The organism is Burkholderia sp. BCC1996 (assembly GCF_905339955.1).
Classification (GTDB): Bacteria; Pseudomonadota; Gammaproteobacteria; order Burkholderiales; family Burkholderiaceae; genus Burkholderia.
This window is the reverse complement of record NZ_CAJPHM010000041.1, coordinates 1-22,481: the sequence shown is the minus strand read 5'-3', so window position 1 is coordinate 22,481 and position 22,481 is coordinate 1. Positions and strand designations below refer to the sequence as shown.

Genomic DNA, 22,481 nt, shown 5'->3' with positions numbered 1-22,481 from the left:
TATATCCCGTCCGTCATGAAGCCGGCTCGCAGGCACGCGACAGCATCGCGTGCAGCAGCACGTTCGCGCCGGCCTCGATCCACGCAGGCGTCGCGTCCTCGATCTCGTTGTGGCTGATGCCGTCGACGCAGGGTACGAACACCATCGACGTCGGCGCCACCTGCGCCAGGTAGCACGCGTCGTGCCCCGCACCCGACACGATGTCGCGATGCGAGTAGCCGAAGCGCTCGGCCGCGTCGCGCACGGCCGCCACGCAGGCCGGATCGAACGCGACCGGCTCGTAGTAGAAAATCTGCTCGAGCTCGGTTTCGAGCCCGATCTCGCCCGCGATGCGCGCGACGCCGTCGCGCAGCGCAGCGTCCATCTTCGCGAGCACGGCGTCGTCCGGATGACGGAAATCGACGGTGAAGAACACGCGGCCCGGAATCACGTTGCGCGAGTTCGGGTGAACCTGCATCATCCCGACCGTCGCGCAGCCGAACGGCGCGTGATCGAGGCCGATCCGGTTGACGAGATCCACCACGCGCGACGCCCCGAGCAGCGCGTCGCGGCGGCGCGGCATCGGCGTCGGCCCCGCGTGCGCTTCCTGGCCGGTGAACGTGATCTCGTACCAGCGCTGCCCCTGCGCGTCCGTCACGACGCCGATCGTCTTGCACTCGGCCTCGAGAATCGGCCCCTGCTCGATATGCAGCTCGAACGCCGCGTGCAGCTTGCGGCCGCCGCACGGCACGTCGCCCGCGTAGCCGATGCGCGCGAGTTCCTCGCCGATCGTCTTGCCGTCGACGTCCTTGCGCGACAGCCCGTACTCGAGCGTAAACACGCCGGCGAACACGCCCGACGCCACCATCGCCGGCGCGAAGCGCGAGCCTTCCTCGTTGGTCCAGATCACGACCTCGACCGGGTGTTCGGTCTCGATGCCGCGATCGTTCAGCGTGCGAATCACTTCGAGACCGCCGAGCACGCCGTAGATGCCGTCGAAGCGGCCGCCCGTCGGCTGCGAGTCCGCGTGCGACCCGGTGACGACCGGCGCCGCGTCGGCCACGCGGCCCGCGCGGCGCATGAACACGTTGCCCATCGTATCGACCGTCACCGTGCAGCCGGCGGCTTTCGCCCAGCCGACGATCAGGTCGCGGCCGGCCTTGTCGAGATCGGTCAGCGCGAGGCGGCAGACGCCGCCTTTCGGCGTGGCGCCGATCTTCGCGACCTCCATCAGGCTGTCCCACAACCGCCTGCCGTCGACCTTGATCGACGTGTCGAATCCTGCCCGCTTCACTGTTTCCGATACCGTGTCCATTCGTATCGCTCCTGTGGGGTCGGTCATGCCGTCATCCCGGCCGATGCCGGTGCGCGCATTGCAGCCGTCGGGGCAAACCCGCACCTGCGAGGTGCAAATGCGCATCGTTCGCGCGATTCGTCCGATCAAACGGCGTCAGGGTTGGCACTACGTTCCGCCGCTCGTCGAATCCTGTCCGATTGGACAGGTTTTAGACGATCAAAATGCGCAGCGCAATGTCTTTCTTGCGTGAATCGATCGAGCGAGAAACGTGCCACCGCATCGCAGCACCGCGCGCGCCGATGTGGGCCAGCGCGTGCGTTCGATGCGAACCAGCGGCTAGAATGAAGCCCAACGCGGCATGCATGCCGCGCGAGGGCAACGATGAGACATGACCAGGCGGCCGCCGACACCATCGGCGACGACGAAACGGGCACGCCTTTGCGGCGACGCAAGGCACACATCCGCGAGTCCAACGAAGCGCATCTGCTGGCCTGCGCGGAAGCCGTGTTCGCGGAGCGCGGGCTCGACGGCGCGAGCACCGCGATGATCGCGGAGCGCGCGGGCCTGCCGAAGGCGAACCTGCATTACTACTTCCCGACGAAGCTTGCGCTGTACCGCCGTGTGCTCGACGACCTGTTCGAAGACTGGCACCGCGCGGCCGGATCGTTCGAGACCGGCGACGATCCGGTCGAAGCGATCGCCAGCTACGTGCGCGCGAAGATGGATCTGTCGCGACGGCGCCCGCTCGGCTCGAAGGTCTGGGCCAACGAGATCATCCACGGCGCCGCGCACATGCAGGACATCCTGTCGGAGCGCGTGAAGCCGTGGTTCGACACGCGCGTGAAGGTGATCGAAGGCTGGATCGCGCGCGGCCTGCTCGCGCCGATCGATCCGCACGCATTGATGTACCTGATCTGGGCGACCACCCAGCACTATGCGGATTTCGATGCGCAGATCCGCGCGCTGAGCGGCAAGCGTGCGCTCACGCAGAAGGCTTTCGCCGAGACGACCGAAGAGGTCGTGCAGCTCGTGATCCGCGCGTGCGGCGCGGTGTCGCCGGAGGCGGCGCGCGATCGGTGACGTGACCGCCGAACGCGCGCCGCCGTGCGCCGCGCTTAAGCGGCCACCTTGCGCTTGGGAACGCCCGTGCGCTGCTGCGCTTCCCAGTTCTCGACGAAGCCGACCGACGCATCGGACGGCGCGAGCGTCTTCCGCCCGCGCACCAGATCGGCCGCCCGCTCGGCCAGCATGATGGTCGGCGCGTTCAGGTTCCCGTTCGGCTCGGTCGGAAACACCGACGAATCGATGACGCGCAGGCCCTGAACGCCGCGCACGCGCAATTCCGAATCCACCACGGCCATCGCGTCCTCGCCCATCCGGCACGAGCCGCACGGATGCATCGTGCTTTCCATGTTGGCACGCACGAACGCATCGATCTCGTCGTCCGTCGTCACGTCCGGGCCGGGTGCCAGCTCCACGCCGCGGAAGCGATCCATGGCCGGCTGCCCGACGATCTCGCGCGTGAGGCGCACGCAGCGACGGAACCCCTCGCGATCTTCCTCGCGGTCGAGATAGTTGAACCGGATCTCCGGATGCTCGTACGGATCGGCGGAGCGAACCCGAACGTGCCCGCGGCTCTTGGGCTTGTTCGGCCCCGTGAGCACCATGAAGCCGTGCCCCTTGTACGGCTTGTCGCCGTCGTAACGCATCGCCGCCGGCAGGAAGTGGAACTGGATGTCGGGCCAGCGCAGCCCTGCTTCGGAACGGATGAACCCGCCTGCCTCGAAATGGTTGCTGGCACCCAACCCGTCCTTGAACAGCAGCCAGCGCAGGCCGATCATCGCCTTGCCGAGCAGCCCCATCTTGCCGTTGAGCGACACCGGCTCCTTGCACTCGTACTGAATGTAGATTTCCGAGTGATCCTGAAGATTCTCGCCGACGCCCGGCAGGTCGTGCACGACCTCGATCCCTGCCTTGTTCAACACGTCGGCCGGCCCGATCCCCGAGCGCTGCAGCAGATGCGGCGAGCCGATCGGCCCCGACGACACCAGCACTTCGCGCGTGCAGCGCACCGTGTGCTGGACGCCGCCCTGCTCGTAGACCACGCCGACCGCGCGTTTGCCTTCCATCACGATCCGGCGCGTCATCGCATGGGTGAGGACGGTCAGGTTGGGTCGCTGCATCGCCGGGCGCAGGTACGCGTTCGCGGTCGACCACCGAACGCCGTTCTTGACCGTCATGTGCATCGCGCCGAACCCTTCCTGCATGTAGCCGTTGCAGTCGTCGGTCTTGATGTAGCCGGCCTCGGCCCCCGCTTCCACCCATGCGCCGTACAGCGGGTTCTGCATGTTGTTGCCGTTGTTGGTGCTCAGCGGGCCGTCCGCGCCGCGATATTCGTCGCCGCCGAACTTGTAGCTCTCGGCCTTGCGGAAATACGGCAGGCAGTTGCGGTATCCCCAGTCGCGCGCGCCGAGCGATTCCCATTCGTCGAAATCGCACGCATGCCCGCGAATGTAGACCAGCCCGTTGATCGACGACGAGCCGCCGAGCACCTTGCCGCGCGGGCAATGCAGGCGGCGTCCGTCCAGGTTCCGTTCCGGCGCCGTCTCGTAGTGCCAGTTGAACCGCTTCGTGTTCATCGGCATCGAGAACGCGCTCGGCATCTGGATGATCACGCTGCGATCGCTTCCGCCGTACTCCAGAACCAGCACGCTGACGTTCGAATCCTCGGTCAGGCGGTTCGCCAGCACGCATCCCGCCGACCCGGCGCCCACAATGATGTAGTCGTAGTATTTAGTCATCTTGATTATCCTGCTCGATGAATGATCCTGGCGTGCCGGGTCAGCCGCGCTTTTTCTCGCCGGTGGTGAACTCCGGCATGTGCGCTTCGATGTGCGCGATTTCCGCTTCCTCGCGCCGCAGGTCGAGCGACCGGCACAGCACGTAGTACGCGAGCGCCGAGACGATCAGCCCCACCAGCCAGGCCAGGTCGACACTGCCCATCGCCTTCGCGAGCGGGCCGACATAGACCTCGCGGTCGCCGTCGAAGATGCAGAAGAACGGCACCATCGACACGAACCCGATCAGGTACGAAAGCAGGCCGCGTCCGCCCCAGTTCCCGTACAGGCTGTCGCGCGGGCGAAAGAAATGCGGCACCGCGTAACGCCCCTTGCGCACGAAGAAGTAGTCGGTCAGGTTGACTGCCGTCCACGGCACCAGGAAATACAGCATCACCACCAGATAGATGTTGAGCACCGACAGGCCGGAACCGGACGCGTAGATGCGCATCGCCACGCCGAACTGCAGCAGCACGACGAAGACGATCGCCGCGATCCGTGCCTTCGCGGTCGGCTCCACCTTCCGGAACGAGTCCACGCTGGTGATGGCCGTCAGCTTCGCGCTGTAGATGTTCATCGCGATCACCGGCAGGAACGCGACGATCGTGATGGCCACGACCGCCGTGCCCAGCTGCGGCGCGATTCCGGCACCGACGCCGTGGAGCGCGACGAGCACATCGGTCGCATGCAGGTGCGCACCGAGCCATCCGCCCACCGCGATCATCCACGCGCCGGACAGCGATGCCCCGACGAACACCGCGGCGATCAGCCTGCCGCTCGGCGTGTTCTTCGGCAGGTAGCGCGAATAGTCCGACACGTACGGCGCATACGCGATGTTGTAGCTGGCCGCCGCCGCGAACTGCGCGATGAAGCCGGTCCAGTTGAAGCCCAGCTTCGCGACCGGCGCACCGGCCGCCGCCGGCGCGTCATGGATCCAGCCGGCCAGCACCGCCAGCGTCACGAGGCCGTAAAGCGGCAGCGAAAGATACAACGACCATTTGAACGTCCGGTGCATCCAGTCGTGTCCGAGGATCGCGAGGATCGTGGCCGGCACCGTCACGACCAGCGCGACCTGCAGCGGATCCCAATGGAACAGCGTCCTGAGGCCCTGCATCATCAATACCAGGTTGACGATGTTGAAGCCCGCGAAGACGAACAACGTCGCCAGCAGCACGAGCACGACGCCGCGATAACCGAACTGCGCGCGCGACTGGATCATCTGCGGCAAGCCGAGATGCGGTCCCTGCGAGCCGTGGAACGCCATGAACAGCGTGCCGAACATGATGCCGAGCGTGCCCGAGACGGTGGTCCAGAACGAATCGAGACCGACGCTCGGCCCGACGAAGCCGATCGTCATCGTGAAGAACGTGAAGTTCCCGACGAACCAGAACGGCCCCTGGCTGGCCAGCCGGTCGGTACGCTCGCTTTCCGGGACGAAGTCGATCGAGTGCGCCTCGATGGCACCGTGGTCGCCGCGCGGCGCCTTCAATACGTTTGTTTCTGCCTGCATGTCGTACCCCATGATCGCAAAGGGCTAAGCAGAGCGAATTCCCCGGACCGGTCCGGACGAACGGGTCGAGAAGATTTCGCATCGGAATCAGGCCGCCTTCGGCCGGCTGCAGGCTTTTGCCGTGCATGCTGGCCGAAGGCGGCACATCACGTGCAACCGGTCAGGGAAGCGTGATGCAGACTGACTTGGTCTCCATCAGATAGTCGAGCTGTTCCGGCCCGAGGTCCTTGCCGAACCCGGACGTCTTGAACCCGCCGAACGGCAGCGCCGGATCGATGGTGCTGTGCGCATTCACATAGACCGTGCCCGCCTGCAACCGCGGAATCAGGCCGTGCACGCGGCCCAGGTCGTTCGAGTAGATCGCGGCGGCCAGGCCGAACGACGAATCGTTCGCGAGCGCCACGGCCTCGTCGAGCGTGTCGAACGGCGCGGTCACGAGCACCGGGCCGAAGATTTCCTCGCGGACGATCCGCATGTCGGGACGGCAATGCGCGAAGATCGTCGGTTCGACGAAGTGCCCCGGGCCCACATGGGCGCGGCCGCCGTAGTAGCATTCGGCGCCTTCCCGGATGCCGGATTCGATGTACGACAGGACCGTGTCCTTTTGCCTGGCCGACACGAGCGGGCTGATGAAGCAATCGCGATCCAGCCCGGGGGCGATCTTCAACGTCGCCGTGTAGTCGGCGAGCGCCGCGAGGAAACGGTCATGGATGTCGCGGTGGATGTAGGCCCGCGTGCCCGCGTCGCACACCTGGCCGGAGTTGAAGAACACGCCGTTGGCCACGGCCTGCGCGGCGGCATCGATATCGGCGTCGTCCAGCACGATGACCGGGGACTTCCCGCCGAGTTCGAGCGTCACGCGCTTGATGTGCCGCACCGCGTTCTGCCCGACGTCGCGCCCGACCGGCGTCGAACCCGTGAAGGTCAGCTTGTCGATGCCCGGGTGGCTCGCCATCGCGGCGCCGATCACGCTGCCGCGACCGGTCACGATGTTGACCACCCCGTCCGGAATGCCGGCTTCCTGCACCAGTTCGGCAAAGCGCAGCGTCGACAGCGACGTGAGTTCGGCCGGCTTCACGACCGTCGTGCAGCCGACCGCCAGCGCGGCCGCCAGCTTCCAGGCCATGGTCTGCAGCGGATAGTTCCACGGCACGATCGCGCCCACGACACCGATCGGCTCCTTGCGCGTATAAGCCAGATAGTTGCCCGGCAACGACGGCTCGACCGTGCGGCCGTGCAGCTTGGATGCCCAGCCGGCGAAATAGCGGAACGTGTCGACCGTGCCCTGGATGTCGATCGCGCGGGCCTGCGCGACGGACTTGCCCATGTCGATCGACTCGATCTCCGCGAGTTCGTCCGCGTGCGCCTCGATCAGGTCGGCCAGCCGGTGCAGCAGCCGCTCGCGCTCCAGCGGCTTGAGGCGGCGCCATTCGCCGTGATCGAACTGGTGGCGGGCGGCGGCGACGGCACGGTCGAGATCGGCCGGCGTCGCGAACGGAATCTGCGTGATGACGCCCTCGGTCGACGGCTCGGTGACGGCGCTGAACTGGCCGTCGCTGCCGTCCACCCACGCGCCGCCGATGAACATCTTCATCGGCTTGGCGAGAAAGTTGCGGGTCGCCTGGGAAACATCGTGACGATCGAGATATTGCGCGACTACGGCATCCATGTTGATCTTCCTTGATAGCCTGCCCGGCGCCTCTCGGCGAGGTCCCCCGGGCCGTACGGTAGTGACTTCGGGCGTCCCGCGAGACGTCGCGCCCGATTCCTGAAATGAACGTCTCAGCGGGCGCGGGCCAGGCTGCGCGCGTGGAAAATGAAACCGATGCTGTTCATCAGCAGTTGCGCGGCCAGGATCGACGTCGTGCCGGTCGGATCGTAAGCCGGCGCCACTTCCACCAGGTCCATGCCGACGATGCTTCCATGGCTGCGCTTCGCGAGCGCCTGGATGATCTCGAGCACTTCGTAGTACTGGAAACCGCCGTGGCTCGGCGTGCCGGTTCCCGGCGCGATCGACGGATCGAAGCCGTCGATGTCGATCGTGATGTAGTAGGCGCCGCGCTGCGGAATCTGCTCGAGCACGCCGTCGGTGCCGAGGCGCCGGACATCGCGCACGGACAGGATGTTGGAACCCGCGGCGCGGGCCGCGTCATAGTCGCTGCGGTTGGATGACGAGACGTTGCGGATGCCGAGCTGCGTCATGCCGGCGATATGGTCCATCTCGGAGGCCCGGCGCAGCGGGTTGCCGTGTCCGTATCGCACGCCGTGGCGTTCGTCGACGAAGTCGAGGTGCGCATCGAAATGCACGATGTGAATCGGCCCGCGGCCTTCGAACGCCTTGATCACCGGCGCATGCACCGAATGATCGCCGCCGAGCACTACCGGCATCGCCCCGCCGGCGAGAATCTTGCGCACGGCCAGTTCGATGTTCGCGTTGCTCGTGGCCATGTCGGTGTGCACGATGTCCGCATCGCCGACGTCCACCATGCGAACCTGGTCCTCGGTCAGGTAGAGCACGTCGTCTTCGTGATCGTAGGCGCCCGCGTGCCCGAACGAAAACAGCGTCGACGCCTCGCGAATGCCGCGCGGGCCGAAGCGCGCGCCCGAGCGCCACTGGGTGCCCATGTCGTTGGGCGCACCCAGGATCGCGACGTCCGCGTCGATGTTCTCCCAGTCGAGACACACCGGCGCCTTCGCAAAGGTGCAGTGACCGACGAACGGCAGGTTGAGCCTGCCCTTTTCATAGCTGTTGTTCTGCATTGTCTCCGTCTCCATCCGTATGCGGATTCGTCTTCGGGCGCACGGCCGTCCATGCGCTTGCCTTTGCGGTCACTATGGGCAAAAATTTTTTCCGGAAAAATAGCAGGCATCAGATGTCCATATCGGATATTCCGATGTGACGGACGGAGGAGAACGGAACGTGAAACAGCTGCAGGACATCGACCTGAAACTGCTCAGGATTTTCATGACCATCGTGAAATGCGGCGGTTTCTCCGCCGCGCAGGCCGCGCTGAACGTGAGCCAGTCGACCATCAGCGAGCAGATGACCAGCCTCGAAACGCGCCTCGGCGTCAAATTGTGCGAACGCGGCCGCAGCGGCTTTCGTCTGACGGAACACGGCGTCGCAACCTACGAATCCGCGCAGCGCCTCGCGCTCGCGGTGGAAGCGTTCTGCATGGACACACATGCGCTCAAGCAGCGCATCTCGGGCCGGCTTCATCTCGGCATCATCGACAACACGGTCACCGACACCGACAGCATCCTGCCGCTCGCGCTGCGCCGGTTCGTCTCGCGCGGTCACGACGTCCAGCTCGACATCTACATCGGCACGCCGGCCGAGCTCGAGGAGCGCGTGCTCGACGGGCGGCTGCACCTCGCGATCGGCCACTTCCCGCTCACCGTCGCCGGCCTGTCCTACACGCAGCTGTACGAGGAGCCCGACGGCCTCTACTGCAGCCGCTACCATCCGCTGTTCTCGACCGACGCCACCGGCGACGCGCTGATCGAGCGCGTCCGGCAAAGCCAGGTGGTCGCGCGCGCGTTCCTGCAGCAGCGCGACCTGCAATTGCTCGAGAGCGGCAGCGCGGCCGCGACCGTCGACAATGTCGAGGCACAGGCGATCCTGATCCTGACGGGCGCGTATATCGGCTTTCTGCCGCGGCACTACGCGAGACAGTGGGTCGACGCCGGCCAGATGCGCCAGCTCGCCGCGGAACAGCTCACGTCCGCGTGGCCGTTCTCGTCGATCACGCGTCGCGGCGCCGCACAGCCGACCGTGCTTCGCGCGTTCCTCGACGACCTGATGGCCCAGTCGGGCAACCGCCCCCCGCCGGCGGACAGATAGTCGATATCGGATATTCATTTCGGTCTCCACCGAAGTATCGACCGGCCGCGATCGCGGCGCGGCCTTGCTCCGCCATGCCGCGCGCCGTTTTCGGCGCGCCTGCGCCGTGCCGCGGCATCTGCCTCGCCGCATGGGCAGTCGAACGAGGTGTTGACACCGCCGCGGGCGTGCGACTAGATTGTCGCCAGCTATCGGGATGTGTCAGGAGAGACCGCCGTCCGGCGGCGCCGAAGGGGAATCGCCCCAGAAACTCTCAGGCAAAAGGACTGACGCATCGATTAGCGCTCTGGAGAGTAGGCCTCTGGTCGTCGACCAAGCCTCGCCGAAGGAGAAGCGCCCCGCCGGGGCGCGCAATCTCTCAGGCAAACGGACAGAGGGGGCATCAGGCACGCAGCCTGGAATGCCCCGGTCTCGTCCGGATGCCGACTCGTCGATCATCCTCCCGCCCGTGCACTTCCGGCTTGCGTGTGCCGCATCACTCAACGCAACCCTGTCAGGAAGAGAGCATATGAGCGAGGTCCGATACACCGAATCCCATGAATGGCTGCGCGTCGAAGACGACGGCAGCGCCACCGTCGGCATTACCGACCACGCGCAATCGCAGCTGGGCGATCTGGTTTATGTCGCACTGCCAAACGAAGGCGACGCCTTTGCCCAGTACGACGAGGCCGCCACCGTCGAATCGGTCAAGGCCGCCGGCGAGGTCAAGATGCCGGTGTCCGGCACCGTGCTGGAAGCGAACGCCGCCCTGGGCGACACGCCGAGCCTCGTCAACGATTCGGCGGAATGCGACGGCTGGTTCTTCAGGATGCGCATCGACAGCCCGGAGCAGCTGACCGGGTTGATGGACGCCGCCGCGTATCGCGCCTATATCGGCGAATGACGGAGACGGCCATGAACGCATTCGATTCCGTCGCGCAGCGCGAGTCGTTCGTCCGCCGCCACATCGGCCCCGATGCAGACGAACAGGCCGCGATGCTGGCCGTGCTCGGCGTGGACTCCGTCGACGAGCTGGTGAAGCAGGTCGTCCCCGCGGCGATCCGCAGCGATGCGCCGCTCGCCCTGCCTCCCGGCTGCACCGAAGCCGACGCGCTGGACCGGCTGGCTGCACTGGCAGGCCGCAACCAGGTGTTCCGCTCGTTCATCGGCATGGGATACCACGACACCCACACGCCGCCGGTCATTCAGCGCAACGTGCTGGAAAATCCGGCCTGGTACACGGCCTACACGCCGTACCAGCCGGAAATCTCGCAAGGCCGCCTGGAGGCGCTGCTCAACTTCCAGACCATGATCGCCGACCTGACCGGCCTCGAGATCGCCAACGCGTCGATGCTCGACGAAGGCACCGCGGCCGCCGAGGCGATGACGTTCTGCCGGCGCCTCGCCCGGTCGGACAGCCGGATCTTCTTCGTCGCACATGATTGCCATCCGCAGACGATCGAGATCGTTCGCACGCGCGCGGAGCCGCTCGGCATCGAGATCGTCGTCGGAGATCCGCGCCGCGATCTGTCCGCCACCGGCTGTTTCGCCGCGCTGCTGCAATATCCGGGCACCTTCGGCGACATCCACGATTACCGCGACGTGGTCGGCACCCTGCATGCGAACGGCGCGCTGGCCGTGGTCGCCGCCGACCTGCTCGCGCTGACCCTGCTCGCGCCGCCGGGCGAATTCGGCGCCGACGTGGCGGTCGGCACCACGCAGCGCTTCGGCGTGCCGCTGGGTTACGGCGGCCCGCACGCCGGTTATTTCGCGACGCGCGACACGTTCAAGCGCACGATGCCGGGACGACTGGTCGGCATGTCGATCGACGCGCACGGCCGCCCGGCGCTGCGCCTCGCGATGCAGACGCGCGAACAGCACATCCGGCGCGAGAAGGCCACCAGCAACATCTGCACCGCGCAAGTACTGCTCGCCAATATCGCCGGCTTCTACGCGGCCTATCACGGCCCGCACGGACTGACCGCGATCGCGCGCCGCATCCACCGCCTCACCGCGATCCTGGCCGCGGGCCTGCGCCGGCTCGGCCATGCCGTGCCAACCGAATACTGCTTCGACACCATCGCCGTCGACAGCGGCAGTCGCACCGATGCCGTGCACGCGGCGGCACGGGCCCGCCGGGTCAACCTGCGCACCATCGACGCGCGCCGGATCGGCATCTCGCTCGACGAGACGACCACGTCCGACGATATCGTCACGCTCTGGTCGATCTTCTCCGAAGGGCGCGCCGTTCCCGACTTCGCGGCCGTCGACGCCGCCACCGCCGATGCGTTGCCTGCCCCGCTGCTGCGCCGGAGCGCCTTCCTCACGCACCCGGCGTTCAACAGCCACCATTCGGAAACGCAAATGCTGCGCTACCTGCGCCGGCTCGCCGACCAGGATCTCGCGCTCGACCGCACGATGATTCCGCTCGGCAGCTGCACGATGAAGCTGAACGCCACCGTGGAAATGATACCGATCACGTGGCCGGCGTTCGCCCGGCTGCATCCGTTCGCACCGGCCGAACAGGCCGACGGCTATCGCGTGCTGGCGCGGGAACTCGAGGCAATGCTGTGCACGATCACCGGATACGACGCGGTGTCGCTGCAGCCGAATGCGGGCTCGCAAGGCGAATACGCGGGCCTGCTCGCGATCCGCGCGTATCACGCGAGCCGCGGCGAGGCACGGCGCGACATCTGCCTGATTCCGTCGTCGGCGCACGGCACGAACCCGGCATCCGCACAGATGGCCGGCATGCAGGTCGTCGTCGTCGATTGCGACGATGACGGCAACGTCGACATCGAGGACCTCGCCGCCAAGGCCGCCCGGTACGACAGCCGGCTGGCCGCGATCATGATCACCTATCCGTCGACCCACGGCGTGTTCGAGGCCCGCGTACGCGACGCCTGCGACATCGTCCATGCGCACGGCGGCCAGGTCTACATCGACGGCGCCAACATGAACGCGCTGGTCGGGCTCGCCCAGCCGGGCGCGTTCGGCGGCGACGTGTCGCACCTGAACCTGCACAAGACCTTCTGCATCCCGCACGGCGGCGGCGGCCCCGGCGTCGGCCCGATCGGCGTCAAGGCGCATCTCGCGCCGTTCCTGCCCGGGCATCGGGAGGGCAGCGTGCCGGGGATCGGTGCGGTGTCCGCGGCGCCGCTCGGCAGCGCGAGCATCCTGCCGATCACTTGGACCTACATCACGTTGATGGGGTCGCGCGGGTTGCAGCGTGCAACCGAGGTGGCGATCCTCAACGCCAACTACATCGCCGCGCGCCTCTCGCCACACTACCCGATTCTCTATACGGGGCCGAACGGCCGCGTCGCGCACGAATGCATCATCGACCTGCGGCCGTTGAAGGACAGCAGCGGCATCAGCGTCGACGACGTCGCCAAGCGCCTGATCGATTTCGGCTTCCACGCGCCGACGATGAGCTTCCCGGTCGCCGGCACGCTGATGATCGAGCCGACCGAATCGGAATCGAAGGCCGAACTCGACCGGTTCATCGACGCGATGATCGCGATCCGCGCCGAAATCGCAGCCGTGGAAACGGGCACGCTGGATGCCGAAGACAATCCGCTCAAGCACGCGCCGCACACGGCGGCCGAACTCGTGGGCGACTGGCCTCACGCGTATTCGCGCGAACAGGCCGTCTATCCGCTCGGCGTCGCGGCGACGGCAGGCGGCAAGTACTGGCCGCCGGTTTCGCGGGTCGACAACGTCTACGGCGACCGCAACCTCGTGTGTTCGTGTCCGCCGATGGAAGCGTATCGATCGTGACGCGCCGGCCGACCCACTCGTAACGACACTCAACCCTGCTTGAGCGGCCGCGCACCCGACGTGCGCGCCGCACCGATACCAGGAGAAGGAAAAATGTTCAGCAAAGACATGCGGATCGAAGGCTTCGATGACGAACTGTGGACGGCGATGGAACGCGAGCGCGTTCGCCAGGAAGACCATATCGAGCTCATCGCTTCGGAAAACTACACGAGCCCGCGCGTGCTGCAGGCGCAAGGCTCGGTGCTGACCAACAAGTATGCCGAGGGCTATCCGGGCAAGCGCTACTACGGCGGCTGTGAATTCGTCGACGTTGTCGAACAGTTGGCGATCGATCGCGCAAAGGCGCTGTTCGGTGCCGACTACGCGAACGTGCAGCCTCATTCCGGCAGCCAGGCCAATGCCGCCGTCTACATGGCACTGCTCGAGCCGCACGACACGATTCTCGGCATGAGCCTCGCGCACGGCGGTCACCTGACGCATGGCGCGCATGTGAATTTCTCGGGCAAGCTCTACCGTGCGGTGCAGTATGGCCTGAACGCGAAAACCGGCGAGATCGATTACGACCAGGTCGAGGCGCTGGCGATCGCGCACCGGCCGAAACTGATCACGGCCGGCTTCTCCGCCTATTCCCGCGTGGTGGACTGGGCGCGCTTCCGGCAGATCGCCGACGCCGTCGGCGCATACCTGTTCGTCGACATGGCTCACGTCGCGGGCCTGGTGGCGGCCGGCGCGTACCCGAATCCGCTGCCGCACGCGGACGTCGTCACCACGACGACCCACAAGACGTTGCGCGGCCCGCGCGGGGGCCTGATTCTCGCCCGGACGAACCCGGAGATCGAGAAGAAGCTCAATTCCGTCGTGTTCCCCGGCATCCAGGGCGGCCCGCTGATGCATGTCATCGCCGCCAAGGCCGTTGCGTTCAAGGAAGCGCTGTCGCCCGGGTTCCGGATCCATCAGCAGCAGGTGGTCGCGAACGCCCGGGCCATGGCCGATACGTTCGTCACACGCTGCTTCGACATCGTCTCCGGCGGAACGGACAATCACCTGTTCCTCGTCAGCCTGATCCGCCAGGGGCTGACCGGCAAGGCGGCCGATGCGGCGCTGGGCCGCGCGCACATCACCGTGAACAAGAACGCGGTGCCCGACGACCCGCAGAGCCCGTTCGTCACCAGCGGCATTCGCATCGGCACGCCTGCCGTGACGAGCCGCGGTTTCAGGGAAGCGGAAGCGCGCGCGGTGGCCGGCTGGATCTGCGACATCCTGGCCGATATCGAGAACCCGTCGGTCATCGACCGCGTTCGGCGACACGTCGCCGAACTGTGCGGCGCATTCCCGGTATACGGCAAGTAACGGCCGCTCGGGCCATTGCCTGACCGTTCTTCGGGAGCGACTTCGACGTCGCTCCGGAGAACGGGACACGCCTCCGGATACGGGATCGTTCCAGTCGTTCATTCCGTACTCCGAAGCTGTGCCGCGCGCGATCTCCTAAAATCCTGTTGATCCGGAACAACGATGACGAACCCACTTTCTCGTACTCCACTTCACGACCTTCACGTCGAGCTCGGCGCGAAGATGGTTCCGTTCGCCGGGTACGAAATGCCCGTCCAGTACCCGCTCGGCATACTCAAAGAGCATCTTCATACGCGCGAGCAGGCCGGGCTGTTCGATGTCTCGCACATGGGACAGGTGCTGCTGTCGGGCCCGGATGCCGCCGCCGCGCTCGAAACGCTGGTGCCGGTCGACGTGATCGACCTCCCGCCGGGCATGCAGCGCTACGCGTTGTTCACGAACGAGCAAGGCGGCATTCTCGACGACCTGATGATCACCCGCCTCGGCGACGCCGAGCTGATCGCGGTCGTCAACGCCGCGTGCAAGGACCGCGACCTCCGCCATCTGAGGGAACGGATCGGCCACCGCTGTAACGTCGTCGAGCTGGCCGACCGCGCGCTGCTCGCCCTGCAAGGGCCGGCCGCCGCGTCGATTCTGGCGCGCCTGGCGCCCCGCCTGGCCGAACTGGTCTTCATGCAAAGCACGCGTGTCGAGCTGGCCGGCGCGGCGTGCATGGTCAGCCGCTCCGGCTACACCGGCGAGGACGGCTACGAGATCTCCGTGCCGGCCGATCGGGCGGAAGCGCTCGCACGCCTGCTGCTGGCCGACCCTGCCGTCGAGCCGATTGGTCTCGGCGCGCGCGATTCGCTGCGTCTCGAAGCCGGCCTGTGCCTGTACGGCCACGACATCGACACCGGCACCACGCCGATCGAAGGCGGGCTGCTGTGGGCCCTCTCGAAAGTGCGACGCCCTGGCGGTGCACGCGCCGGCGGCTATCCCGGCGCGGATGTCGTCGCGCGGCAGATCGCCGAGGGCGTGAAAAGAAGACGCGTCGGCTTCGTCGTGAAAGACCGGGTGCCGGTGCGCGAGGGCGCCGACATCGTCGACGCCGACGGGCGCTCGATCGGCACGGTGACGAGCGGCGGCTTCGGTCCGACGTACGGCGGCCCGGTGGCCATCGGCCATGTCGCGGCCGAATTCGCGACACCGGGCACGGCACTGCATGCGATCGTCCGCGGCAAACCGGTTCCGATGGAAGTCGCGAGAACCCCGTTCGTCGCGCAACGCTACTACCGCGGGTAAGCCATGGCGAACACGAATACCCGCAGCACGCCGATGGCCGCCGGAACCCGGCTCTCCGCCGCCGAAAAAATGGCTCGCATCCCCGTGAGGATCGTCGCGACCGAACCGGCCGACATGCCGCGCAAGCCTGAATGGATTCGTGCCGCCTTTCCCGGCTCGCGCGAGGTGATGGCGCTCAAGAAGGTCCTGCGCGAGCAGAAGCTGCATACGGTATGCGAGGAAGCCGGTTGCCCGAATCTCGGCGAGTGCTTCGCTCACGGCACGGCGACCTTCATGATCATGGGCGCCATCTGTACACGGCGTTGTCCGTTCTGCGATGTCGGGCACGGCCGCCCGCTTCCGCTCGATCCGGACGAGCCGGCACGACTCGCCGAAACGATCGCAGCGATGAAGCTCAAGTACGTGGTGATCACGTCGGTCGATCGCGACGACCTGCGCGACGGCGGCGCCGCACACTTTGCGGCCTGCATCGGCGCCGCACGCGGGATCGACCCGGCACTCCGGATCGAGGCGCTGACGCCGGATTTTCGCGGCAGGCACGAGGTCGCGCTGAACCTGCTCGCGGCGTCCCCGCCGGACGTGTTCAACCATAATCTGGAAACCGTGCCGCGCTTGTATCGCGAGGCGCGGCCGGGCGCCGACTACCGGCACTCGCTGGGCCTGCTGCAGGCATTCAGGTCCGCGGCGCCGAACGTGCCGACCAAGTCGGGCCTGATGCTGGGCCTCGGCGAAGAGATCGACGAGGTCGAACAGGTGATGCGCGACTTGCGCGCGCATGGTGTCGACATGCTGACCCTCGGCCAGTATCTGCAGCCGACCCGCCACCACCTGCCCGTGAAGCGCTTCGTTCCACCCGCGGAATTCGCGCAGTTGCGGCAGCGCGCGCTTGCGCTCGGGTTCAGCCAGGTCGCATCGGGGCCGATGGTGCGCTCGTCCTATCACGCCGACCTGCAGGCGAAAGGCGAAACGGTCGAATGACGGCGGGTTCGGCGAAGCGCGCGTGACGCGCTTCGCCGATGCGGCGGTATGGCCCCGGACCAGACCGCCTGCGTCCTCCCGGCGCGCGTTACGCGACGCGCTCGATCGCGATCGCCGTCGCCTCGCCGCCGCCGATGCACAGCGATGCGACGCCGCGCTTGAGCCCATACGCTTCGAGCGCGGCCAGCAGCGTCACCATCACGCGTGCGCCCGATGCGCCGATCGGATGGCCGAGCGCGCACGCGCCGCCGTGCACGTTCACCTTGTCGTGCGACAGGTCGAGATCGCGCATCGCGGCCATCGCAACCACCGCGAACGCTTCGTTGATCTCGAACAGGTCGACGTCGCGCAGGTTCCAGCCGGTTTTCTCCGACAGCTTGCGGATCGCGCCGATCGGCGCCGTCGCGAACAGCCCCGGCTTGTTCGCGTAGGTCGAATGCCCGACGATCACCGCCTTCGGCGCGAGGCCGAGCCGGTCCGCTTCCGAGCGGCGCATCATCACGAGCGCGGCCGCACCGTCGGAAATCGACGACGAATTGGCGGCCGTCACCGTGCCGCCTTCGCGGAACGCCGGCTTGAGCGTCGGAATCTTGTCGAGCTTCGCTTTGCCCGGCTGCTCGTCGATCGACACGACGGCTTCCGTCTTGCCGGCCTTCACCGTCACCGGCGCGATCTCCGACACGAAGCGCCCTTCCGCGATCGCGCGTTGCGCGCGCGTCAGCGACGCGATCGCGAACGCGTCCTGCTCCTCGCGCGTGAACTGGTAGGCCTGCGCGCAATCCTCCGCGAACGTGCCCATCAGCCGGCCCTTGTCGTACGCATCCTCGAGACCGTCGAGGAACATGTGGTCGAGCACCTGGCCGTGCCCCATGCGCATTCCCGCGCGCGCCTTCGGCAGCAGGTACGGCGCATTCGTCATGCTCTCCATCCCGCCCGCGACCGCCACGTCCGCCGATCCGGCCAGCAGCAGGTCGTGCGCGAACATCGCGGCCTTCATCCCGGAGCCGCACATCTTGTTGACCGTGGTCGCGCCGGTACCCAGCGGCAAGCCGGCCTTCAGCGCGGCCTGCCGCGCCGGCGCCTGACCCTGGCCGGCCGGCAGCACGCAGCCGAACACGATTTCATCGATGCGCTCCGCGGGCACGTTCGCGCGCTCGAGCGCCGCGCGGATCGCCACCGCGCCGAGCTCGCTCGCGCTGGCCGCGGCCAGGTCGCCCTGAAAACCACCCATCGGCGTGCGTGCCGCGCCGACGATTACGATCGGATCCTGTGTCGTCATGATTGCATTCCTCCAGTGTCAGCGCGGTGCCATGCGCAGTGCGCCATCGAGACGGATGACTTCGCCGTTCAGCATCGTATTCTCGGCGACGTGGCGCACCAGCGCCGCGAATTCGTCGGGGCGGCCGAGCCGCGGCGGGAAGGGCACGCTCTTGCCGAGCGCGTCCTGCACGTCCTGCGGCATGCCGGCCATCATCGGCGTCGCGAAGATGCCCGGCGCGATCGTCACCACGCGAATGCCGAACCGCGCGAGCTCGCGCGCGATCGGCAGCGTCATGCCCACCACGCCGCTCTTCGATGCCGCATACGCGGCCTGCCCGATCTGTCCGTCGAACGCCGCGACCGACGCGGTGTTGACGATCACGCCACGCTCGCCTTCCGCGTCGGCGTCCTGTTTCGACATCGCATCCGCCGCCAGCCGGATCATATTGAACGTGCCGACCAGGTTGATCGATACCGCACGCGCGAAGCGCTCGAGCGAATGCGGGCCTTCGCGGCCGACCACCTTCTCGCCCGGTGCGACGCCCGCGCAATTCACGAGCGCATCGATGCGGCCGAACGCGGCGCGCGCGGCGGCAACGGCGGCCTGCCCGTCGGCTTCGCTCGTCACGTCGGTCTTCACGAAGCGTGCGGATGTGCCGAGTTCGTGCGCGAGGCTCGCGCCGGCGTCTTCATTGACGTCCAGCAGCACGGCGTTGCCGCCTTCGGCGACCACCATGCGCGCCACCGCGGCACCGAGGCCCGAACCGGCGCCCGTAATCAGAAAAACGCGATCCTTGATGTTCATTCGCAGTCCGTAGTCAGTATTCGATAGTCAGGATTGAGCGACCTTCTCAGCTTCCATCTTGCGCAGCACGAAGCGCTGGATCTTGCCGCTCGGGGTTTTCGGCAGCGCGTCGACGAACTCGATCGCGCGCGGATAGGCGTGGGCCGACAGCCGTCGCTTCACGTGCTGGCTGAGTTCGTCGGCCAGCGCCGGCGTGCCGTCGAAGCCCTTCGACAGCACGACGAACGCCTTGACGATCTCCGTGCGCTCCGGGTCCGGCACACCGATCACCGCGGCCTCGCTGACGGCCGGATGCTCGATCAACGCGCTTTCCACGTCGAACGGGCCGATCCGGTAGCCGGACGACGTGATCACGTCGTCCGCGCGGCCGATGAAGCTCACGGTGCCGTCCGCCTCGAGCTCGACGTTGTCGCCGGTCCGGTAGTAGCCGCCCGCGATGGCCGGCGTGTCCTGCTGCCAGTAGCCGGAGAACCACAGCAGCGGCGAGCGCGCGATGTCGATCGCGAGGTTGCCGGGCTCGCCGGGGCCGAGTTCGCGACCGGTGTCGTCGAGCACCGCGACGCGATAGCCGGGCATCGCGAGGCCGGCCGAACCGGCATGGACGACGTGCGCGAGCCCGTGATGATTGTTCACGACCATGCCGAGCTCGGTCTGGCCGTAGTGATCGTAGATCGGCGCACCGAGCGCCGCGTGGAACCACCGCACGACTTCCGGATTCAGCGGTTCGCCCGCGCTGCTGACGACCCGCAGCTGCCCTTTCAGGCGCGATGCCGCTTCCGTGCCGGCCGCCATCAGCATCCGGTACGCGGTCGGCGAACCGGCGAGGCTCGTGATGCCGAGCCGTTCGATCACGTCGTAGGTGCTGTCGACCGTGAAGCCGCCCTCGTACAGCGTCGTGGCGTGGCCGAGCAGCAGCGGGCCCGTGATCGCGTAGTAGAGGCCGTATGCCCAGCCCGGATCGGCGATGTTCCAGAAACGATCGCCGGCGCGCAGGTCCACCGCGTCGCGCATGTATGCGCCGAACGCGAGCAGCGCGCGCAGCGGCACCGGCACGCCCTTCGGCAGGCCCGTCGTGCCCGACGTCGACATCATCATGAACAGGTCGGTGCCCTTGCGCGGCACCGGTTCGAATAGCGCGGACTGTGCGTCGAGCGCCGCACGGAAATCGATGTCGCGCGCCGGCAGCGCGTCGCCCGCCTCGCGCACCGTCGCGACCCGCGGGCAATCCACGATCTCGTCGAGCTTCGCGCGATTCGCGATGTTGGTGACGACCAGACGCGCATCGCTCATGCGCAGCCGGTGCTCGATCGCCTTCGGTCCGAACGCGGTGAAGAGCGGCTGATAGACGGCGCCTGCGCGCCACGTGCCGAGGATCGTCGCGACGAGTTCGGGCGTGCGCGGCAACAGGCCGGCGACCACGTCGCCCGGCTTCACGCCCTCCTCGACCAGCAGGTTCGCGACCCGCGCCGACAGCGCCTGCATCTGCGCGAACGTGAAGCTGCGGTGCCGGCCGCCGACGTCGATCCAGTCGAGCGCGATCGCATCCGGATCCGCCGCCGCATGCCGGTCGCAGCATTCCACGCAGGCGTTCAGGCCCTGCTCCAGGTCGCCGTGCAGCTGTGCGGCGGCAGTCTCGATACGGAAGCCGGCCACGGCGTCGGCGTAGGCCGGCACCACCCGGGCGGTTGCTCCATCACGCATGCGTGTCTCCTGTTCGTTATGACCGCCGGCGAACCGGGGGTATATCGATGATGGTAGACAGCCGTCACATTGCAATCAATGACAAACAGAATCTAGAATCGTGATCGCTTTTGCCATGTCTGGAGGGCATGAAAAAATGGGGCCACAGATGATCTCGCCGGGTTTCGTCGAGGATGCGCTCGAGAGCCTGCGCCGGCGGCGGATGTCGACCGAGGCCGTGCTGCATGCCGCCGGCCTGCCGGCCGCCGTGCGCGAGCCCGTCACGCCGCAGCAGTACGGCCGGTTGTGGCTGGCGATCGCCAGCGCGATCGATGACGAATTCTTCGGGCTCGCGGCCCGCCCGATGCGGCGCGGCAGCTTCACGCTGCTGTGCCATGCCGTGCTGCACGCGGGCACGCTCGAGAAGGCGCTGCGGCGTGCGCTGCAGTTCCTGCGTGTCGTGCTCGACGAACCGCACGGCGAGCTCGTGGTCGCCGACGGCCAGGCGCAGATCGTCCTCACGCAGGCAGGCGCACCGTATTCGGCGTTCGCTTACCGGACGTTCTGGCTGATCCTGCTCGGCGTCGCCTGCTGGCTGATCGGCCGGCGCATTCCGCTGCAGCGCATCGATTTCGCGTGCCCGAGCCCCGACCAGCGCGCTGACTACCACCAGTTCTTCGGTGTGCCCGTGCATTTCGACCGTCCCGACAGCCGGCTCGCGTTCAACGCCACGTACCTCGCGCTGCCGACGATCCGCTCCGCGCAGGCGCTGAAGACCTTCCTGCGCGGCGCGCCCGGCAACCTGCTCGTGCGCTATCGACACGACACCGGCTGGGTGGCGAAGACGCGCGCACGCCTGAAGGCGCTGCCAGCCAGCGAGTGGCCGGACTTCGACACGCTGGCCGTGCGCCTCGGCACGACGCCCGCGACGCTGCGGCGACGCCTGCGCAGCGAGGGGCAGAGCTTCGCGTCGATCAAGGACGAACTGCGCGGCGCGCTGGCCCAGTCGCTGCTGCGCGGACACACGCTCAGCGTCGCGGAAATCGCGGCGGAACTCGGTTTTACCGAGCCCAGCGCGTTTCATCGTGCGTTCCGGAAATGGACGGGGACGAGCCCGGGGGCGTTTCGGCGGGAAGTCAACGGGGCGCAGGCGGAGCATTGAATTGCGGCGCGGGCGCCACGCTCGGTGCGAGCGCGCTGACGGGTGCGGCCGTCATGCAAGGTATGGAAGAACCGTGTTCCTCTGCTTGAGGCGGCGATTGTTGCTCGTTCGACGGCCATGCAGTCGATTCGGCTGCGAACCCGCAACCACCGTACCGTTTGTCGGCACCGCGGCACGCCCGCCGACCATCCGTGGAATCCTGATCCTTCGAACTGATGCGAGGCCCCGATATGGATACCGTTCGTGCAGTCATCGAACCCTATGAAACCGCACTTCGAGCGGCAATGCTCGCCAACGGCGTCGACGCACTGGACACGTTGCTGGATGACGAGTTGGTCTTCACCGTTCCGAGTGGGCAGGTCATCTCGAAGCACGACGATCTGACCGCCCATCGCGCGAAACTGCTGCGTCTCGACACACTCGATATTCGGGAAACGCAGGCAAAAGCGATCGGCGAGATGATCCTCACCACGACGAAGGCCATGCTTGCCGGTTGTTTCGACGGCACCGCATTCAACGGCACGTTCGCCTACACGCGCCTGTGGCGCCGATCGGGCAGCGGCTGGCGTGTCGTCGCAGGACATGGATCGCAGATCGGTTGAACTGCGACATGCCTGCAAATCGGCAAACTGCAGGACTCCGGGATCCGATCTGATCGATCGGCCGTCCTGACATTCGCTGAGATCGCGCATTTCTGCGCTGCAAATGCAAAAACCCCCGCCTTTCGGGCGGGGGTTCT

18 protein-coding genes and 1 riboswitch are annotated in these 22,481 nt (G+C 67.0%); of the genes, 10 read left to right on the top strand and 8 right to left on the bottom strand.

Annotated elements, in window-relative coordinates; genetic code table 11:
- Window positions 1-13: 13 nt before the first annotated feature.
- Complete coding sequence (locus tag U4Z64_RS34855) at window positions 14-1,294, bottom strand: Zn-dependent hydrolase (protein ID WP_321822411.1); 1,281 nt, start codon at window positions 1,292-1,294, stop codon at window positions 14-16.
- 25 nt (window positions 1,295-1,319) lie between these two features.
- Between U4Z64_RS34855 and U4Z64_RS34850 the strand changes: the two genes are divergently transcribed.
- The gene (locus U4Z64_RS34850) at window positions 1,320-1,526 is read left to right on the top strand and encodes a hypothetical protein (RefSeq protein ID WP_185640908.1); all 207 of its coding nucleotides are present in this window, start codon (window positions 1,320-1,322) and stop codon (window positions 1,524-1,526) included.
- A gap of 131 nt (window positions 1,527-1,657) precedes the next feature.
- Window positions 1,658-2,356: a TetR/AcrR family transcriptional regulator gene (locus U4Z64_RS34845; RefSeq protein WP_124488508.1), complete on the top strand. Its 699-nt coding sequence runs from the start codon at window positions 1,658-1,660 to the stop codon at window positions 2,354-2,356.
- A gap of 35 nt (window positions 2,357-2,391) precedes the next feature.
- Here the strand turns inward: U4Z64_RS34845 and betA are convergent, their stop codons facing one another.
- From betA to speB, 4 genes are all read right to left on the bottom strand, one after another.
- The gene (betA, locus tag U4Z64_RS34840) at window positions 2,392-4,077 is read right to left on the bottom strand and encodes a choline dehydrogenase (RefSeq protein WP_321804213.1); all 1,686 of its coding nucleotides are present in this window, start codon (window positions 4,075-4,077) and stop codon (window positions 2,392-2,394) included.
- A gap of 40 nt (window positions 4,078-4,117) precedes the next feature.
- The gene (locus U4Z64_RS34835; RefSeq protein WP_221622576.1) at window positions 4,118-5,623 is read right to left on the bottom strand and encodes a purine-cytosine permease family protein; all 1,506 of its coding nucleotides are present in this window, start codon (window positions 5,621-5,623) and stop codon (window positions 4,118-4,120) included.
- 160 nt (window positions 5,624-5,783) lie between these two features.
- The gene (locus U4Z64_RS34830) at window positions 5,784-7,292 is read right to left on the bottom strand and encodes an aldehyde dehydrogenase family protein (RefSeq protein ID WP_321822410.1); all 1,509 of its coding nucleotides are present in this window, start codon (window positions 7,290-7,292) and stop codon (window positions 5,784-5,786) included.
- A gap of 113 nt (window positions 7,293-7,405) precedes the next feature.
- Entirely contained in the window at window positions 7,406-8,383 is a 978-nt protein-coding gene (gene speB / locus U4Z64_RS34825; RefSeq protein WP_124488504.1) for an agmatinase, read from the bottom strand.
- A 160-nt stretch (window positions 8,384-8,543) separates the two neighbouring features.
- Here speB and U4Z64_RS34820 point away from each other — a divergent pair, with 160 nt between their 5' ends.
- The 6 genes from U4Z64_RS34820 (at window position 8,544) to lipA (ending at window position 16,835) form a co-directional block, all read left to right on the top strand.
- On the top strand, window positions 8,544-9,467 hold the full coding sequence (locus U4Z64_RS34820) for a LysR family transcriptional regulator (RefSeq protein ID WP_059534474.1): 924 nt from the start codon (window positions 8,544-8,546) through the stop codon (window positions 9,465-9,467).
- A gap of 192 nt (window positions 9,468-9,659) precedes the next feature.
- Window positions 9,660-9,746, top strand: a riboswitch (glycine riboswitch).
- A 121-nt stretch (window positions 9,747-9,867) separates the two neighbouring features.
- Window positions 9,868-10,350, top strand: a complete 483-nt coding sequence (gcvH, locus tag U4Z64_RS34815) for a glycine cleavage system protein GcvH (RefSeq protein ID WP_321804205.1) — start codon at window positions 9,868-9,870, stop codon at window positions 10,348-10,350.
- Complete coding sequence (gcvP, locus tag U4Z64_RS34810; protein WP_415750625.1) at window positions 10,347-13,226, top strand: aminomethyl-transferring glycine dehydrogenase; 2,880 nt, start codon at window positions 10,347-10,349, stop codon at window positions 13,224-13,226. Before gcvH ends, gcvP begins: the two co-directional genes overlap by 4 nt.
- Before the next feature lie 93 nt (window positions 13,227-13,319).
- Complete coding sequence (gene glyA / locus U4Z64_RS34805; protein WP_321822408.1) at window positions 13,320-14,576, top strand: serine hydroxymethyltransferase; 1,257 nt, start codon at window positions 13,320-13,322, stop codon at window positions 14,574-14,576.
- 162 nt (window positions 14,577-14,738) lie between these two features.
- Complete coding sequence (gcvT, locus tag U4Z64_RS34800; RefSeq protein ID WP_321822407.1) at window positions 14,739-15,857, top strand: glycine cleavage system aminomethyltransferase GcvT; 1,119 nt, start codon at window positions 14,739-14,741, stop codon at window positions 15,855-15,857.
- Window positions 15,858-15,860: 3 nt separating this feature from the next.
- Window positions 15,861-16,835: a lipoyl synthase gene (lipA, locus tag U4Z64_RS34795; RefSeq protein ID WP_415750624.1), complete on the top strand. Its 975-nt coding sequence runs from the start codon at window positions 15,861-15,863 to the stop codon at window positions 16,833-16,835.
- Between the two features lie 88 nt (window positions 16,836-16,923).
- Here lipA and U4Z64_RS34790 read toward each other — a convergent pair whose 3' ends face one another.
- Genes U4Z64_RS34790 through U4Z64_RS34780 form a run of 3 tightly spaced genes read right to left on the bottom strand, consistent with a single transcriptional unit; the run spans window position 16,924 to window position 20,601 of the window.
- Window positions 16,924-18,114, bottom strand: coding sequence for an acetyl-CoA C-acetyltransferase (locus U4Z64_RS34790; RefSeq protein ID WP_124523171.1), 1,191 nt, complete (start codon window positions 18,112-18,114; stop codon window positions 16,924-16,926).
- An 18-nt stretch (window positions 18,115-18,132) separates the two neighbouring features.
- The gene (locus U4Z64_RS34785) at window positions 18,133-18,900 is read right to left on the bottom strand and encodes a 3-hydroxyacyl-CoA dehydrogenase (RefSeq protein WP_124488497.1); all 768 of its coding nucleotides are present in this window, start codon (window positions 18,898-18,900) and stop codon (window positions 18,133-18,135) included.
- A gap of 27 nt (window positions 18,901-18,927) precedes the next feature.
- The gene (locus U4Z64_RS34780) at window positions 18,928-20,601 is read right to left on the bottom strand and encodes an acyl-CoA synthetase (protein WP_321822406.1); all 1,674 of its coding nucleotides are present in this window, start codon (window positions 20,599-20,601) and stop codon (window positions 18,928-18,930) included.
- A 136-nt stretch (window positions 20,602-20,737) separates the two neighbouring features.
- On the opposite strand from U4Z64_RS34780, the gene U4Z64_RS34775 reads away from it, so the two are divergent.
- Complete coding sequence (locus U4Z64_RS34775; RefSeq protein ID WP_321822405.1) at window positions 20,738-21,742, top strand: AraC family transcriptional regulator; 1,005 nt, start codon at window positions 20,738-20,740, stop codon at window positions 21,740-21,742.
- 230 nt (window positions 21,743-21,972) lie between these two features.
- Window positions 21,973-22,344 (top strand): nuclear transport factor 2 family protein, encoded by a 372-nt coding sequence (locus U4Z64_RS34770; RefSeq protein WP_321822404.1) that lies wholly within the window; start codon window positions 21,973-21,975, stop codon window positions 22,342-22,344.
- Window positions 22,345-22,481: the final 137 nt, after the last annotated feature.